This is a genomic window from Mycoplasma tracheobuteonis, from assembly GCF_054456995.1.
On sequence record NZ_JBTKTG010000028.1, the window covers coordinates 1 to 3,825 of the forward strand.

General features: G+C 31.7%; 4 protein-coding genes. 3 read left to right on the forward strand and 1 reads right to left on the reverse strand.

What is annotated here, in order from left to right:
• Positions 1-92 precede the first annotated feature (92 nt).
• Complete coding sequence (locus ACX1M8_RS03400; protein WP_458836801.1) at positions 93-2,141, reverse strand: endonuclease; 2,049 nt, start codon at positions 2,139-2,141, stop codon at positions 93-95.
• A gap of 311 nt (positions 2,142-2,452) precedes the next feature.
• Here ACX1M8_RS03400 and rpsP point away from each other — a divergent pair, with 311 nt between their 5' ends.
• From rpsP to rplS, 3 genes are read left to right on the forward strand one after another with little or no spacing between them, the layout of a single operon-like run.
• Positions 2,453-2,701, forward strand: coding sequence for a 30S ribosomal protein S16 (gene rpsP, locus ACX1M8_RS03405; RefSeq protein WP_078747295.1), 249 nt, complete (start codon positions 2,453-2,455; stop codon positions 2,699-2,701).
• Positions 2,701-3,384: a tRNA (guanosine(37)-N1)-methyltransferase TrmD gene (gene trmD / locus ACX1M8_RS03410; protein WP_458797755.1), complete on the forward strand. Its 684-nt coding sequence runs from the start codon at positions 2,701-2,703 to the stop codon at positions 3,382-3,384. Before rpsP ends, trmD begins: the two co-directional genes overlap by 1 nt.
• Positions 3,374-3,733, forward strand: coding sequence for a 50S ribosomal protein L19 (rplS, locus tag ACX1M8_RS03415; RefSeq protein WP_458797756.1), 360 nt, complete (start codon positions 3,374-3,376; stop codon positions 3,731-3,733). The genes trmD and rplS overlap by 11 nt, the downstream gene beginning before the upstream one ends.
• Positions 3,734-3,825: the final 92 nt, after the last annotated feature.

Consider the following 3,825-nt stretch of genomic DNA (forward strand, 5'->3'; position numbering starts at 1 on the left):
AATATCTGACTTAGGCCAGATATTTTTGTGTTGCACTGGAGATTACACTCCAGAAATGTCAGCCTATATAGGTTGACAATTTTTATTTCAAATTAGTTGGTTTCAGCAATTGGAGTAGCTTTAACTAAAACACCTAAATTTTTAAATGGTTTAGGATTTGGTCCATAAAGGTTTTCAGCTAAGTTAGGGTAATCGATAAATGGATTTCTTCTGTGGTTTTTAGTTCATTCTGATGTTATATTATTTCTGTCAACATCAAATGGATCAACTGGATCTTTAGCAGTTCAATCTGTGTATGTTTTTAAGTAATGTTCTGTAAAAAATGGAGCATCTTCTGTAAACACTTCTCTTGATTCACTTGTTTCTCTAATTAATGAGTGTCCTTTTGAGCCATCTTCTGTTCCTGTTCTAAAGTTTCCATATGTTATACCGAAGTATAAATAAGCTCTTGCGATATCACCTTTAAATGCATCAATAGGTTCAAAAACTTTTTGTCCTATATTGTTAACACCTAATTTTGATCCATTTCTAGATGTATATTCAACTGAGCCTACAACATTATCATGTGGAAAATTGCTTCTTCTATTATTTACTTTAATATCTGTAGGTCAAACATGAATTGGGTCATTTCTCATGATATCAAATTTATTAAATCATGATTGTGGAACAATGTGTTCTCTATTCATTCCATCACCTTCATTACCACCATTATTTGTTTCGTATATTGCAAAATTGTATGGATCTTTTCCGTATGGATTTTCTGAGTAAATATCTAACATTGTTCCATCATTTTCATAGTATTTATCTCTAAATGCTTTTGTGTTGTTGTAAAAATTAGGTAGTGTTTTGTAATTTCCTGTTTCTGTTTTTCCTGCTTGTAGTTTATTTAGAGCTACTAATAATTCTTGACCTTTTAATCCATCTAGTGATGCATAATATTTATTTGAAGGATCATATGTATATTCATATGTTGTAGCTTTTGCACTAGGAACTATAACAGGTTCCGTAGATGGTTGTGCAATAGGTTGAGGATGAGATTCTATTTCACCAGTTGAAATGTTGTCAGCTTTTTCTAATTGAACTACTGATTTATATACTTTATCAGTATATTTATAAGATTTGTTATCACCTTTAATAGCAAATTTATATGTAAATGTTAATGTATTTGTTGAGCTATCAAATGTGTATGATAAGATTCCGTTAGGGTATGTTCCACCTGATTTTGGTGAGAATGTAGGTTTATCAGCATTAGCAAGTTGGAATTTTGAGCCATCTATATCTGATTTTAATTGTAAGTAGCTAATTCCATTTTTTCTTCTTGTTGCAATTTCATATGATTTGTATAGATAATTTACAGCTTCCTTACCTTTTAAAGCACTTATTACAGCATCATTTACAGCTCCTGGTATAACTTCATATATGTTATTTCCATTTTTAATTCCAAGTTCTACTAATTCAGGATCTTGTTCTTCACTAACTGGTTGTGGTGTCACTACTGGTGTTGGTTCAGGCGTAGATGGGTTTTTATCAGGATTATCACCTGTTCCTGTTGAAGGTTTTCCTCCATCGCTTGGTGTAGGATTTCCTGTTACAGGTTGTTCACCTGCCCCTGGTTTTGTTCCATCATCTGTTGGGGTTTTACCATCAACAGGTTTAGGTGATGGCTTTTCACTTCCCGGATTTTTTGGCGTACCTGTTGAAGGATTATTGTCCACCCCATCTGTAGAAGGGTTAGTTTCTCCACCACCTGTTACTGGATTTACTTGTGCTTCTGGTTCCTTGAATCCTGTGATTACAACTTCACCATTAGCTGTAATATCATTAAATTTAATAGATTTTAATGTATATGCAACTTTAACTGTATTTTGAATTGCTTCCACACTATTAACAACTGAGCTAAACATTTCAGCATTATAACCTGATAGTGTTACATTTGCAGTTGTTACTGCACTTGCTAACATATTAGCCTTGTCATTTACATCAGCAGTTACTTGTTGTTCCTTAATTAATTTAGCAATATTTTCTTTTTCTTTAGCTTCATCATCTTTTGGTTCAGTTTTATTACATGCTACAGCTACAGCTGGCAATGTAATAGCTGTTAATCCAACTAAAGAAAGCAAGATAGTTTTCATTTTTTTCATATTTTCTCCAATTTTCCTTTATATTAATTTAATTCTAATATAAATCACACTGTTATATTCAAAATAGTACTTATAATGTGGAAATCTTTTAGTTTTCCACAAATATGGCTTATTTTTCTGAAAAATAGGCAGAAAATTCCACAAATCAAGTTGCTACTTTCAAAAAATTATCAATGTTGTTGCTATAAATCCACTTTTTTGCACCATCAAAATAAAAAAATAAAAATATTTAAAAATATGCAACTTTCTACTATAATATATTCATATTTAAATGCTGTCAAGCACTAAAGCTTGACACCTAAGGAGGACAAATGGTTAAAATTAGATTAAAAAGAATGGGTGATAAATTTAGACCAGTTTACAAAATCGTTGCAGCTGACTCAAGAGCTCCACGTGATGGTAAATTTATCGAAGCTTTAGGACACTACAACCCTAAAACAAAGGAATTTGTTTTAGATAAAGAATTAACTTCAAAATGAATTAAACAAGGTGCTAAACCAACTGTTACAGTAGCTAACTTATTTAGAGCTCACAATTTAACTTTAGAACTTAAAAAATAATGAAAATTAATTTTCTTACATTATTTCCAAATTACTTTGAACCTTTTATAAACGAAAGTATAGTTAAAAGAGCTAAAGAAAAAGAATTAGTAGATTTTTCTGTAGTTGATTTTAGAGAGTTTAGTCAAGATAAACATCGTAAAGTAGATGATGAAATCTATGGTGGTGGACACGGGCTTCTACTTCAAGTAGAACCAATTGACTTAGCATTAGATTCATTACCTAACCGTGGTGGTTACAAGATTCTTGTATCACCTCAAGGAAAGACATTTACACAAGAGATAGCTCAAGAGTTATCACAATATGATCAAATTACTTTTATCTCAGGTAGATATGAAGGATTTGATGAACGTGTAGTTGAACTAGTTGATTTAGAATTATCAATTGGTGACTATGTTTTAACAGGTGGTGAATTACCTTCAATGGTAATGGCTGATAGTATTATTAGATTATTACCTGGCGTTATAAAAGAAGAATCACATATTTATGATTCATTTCAAGGTATTGGATTGTTAGATTATCCACAATATACTCGCCCTCGCGAATATAAAGGGATGAAAGTTCCTGAAGTACTATTTAGTGGAGATCATAAGAAAATTAAAGAATGAAAAGATCAGGCTCAATGGGCTAAAACCCTAAAGAATAGACCTGACATTATTGAAAGGATTAAAAATGAGAAATAATTTATTAGAGTTAGTTGAAAAATCACAATTACGTTCAGACTTACCTGAATTTAAAACAGGTGATAACGTTAGAGTTCACGTACGTATCCGTGAAGGCGAAAAAGAACGTATCCAAGTTTTCGAAGGTTTAGTAATCAGCAAAAAAGAATCAGGTACAAGAGAAGCTTTCACAGTTAGAAAAGACTCATACGGAGTTGGTGTTGAAAGAACATTCCCTCTACATTCACCTTTAATTGCTCACATCGAAGTAGTTCGTTCAAACAAGGTTCGTAGACAAAGATTATTCTACATGAGAGACCGTAAAGGTAAATCAGCACGTCTTAAAGAAATCAAGAAAAACAACAATTAATCAATTTGCCCATATAAAAAATAGCCTTAAGTTGGCTATTTACTAAAATGCAATTTCCATTGCAACACTAAAATATCTGGCTTTTATACCAG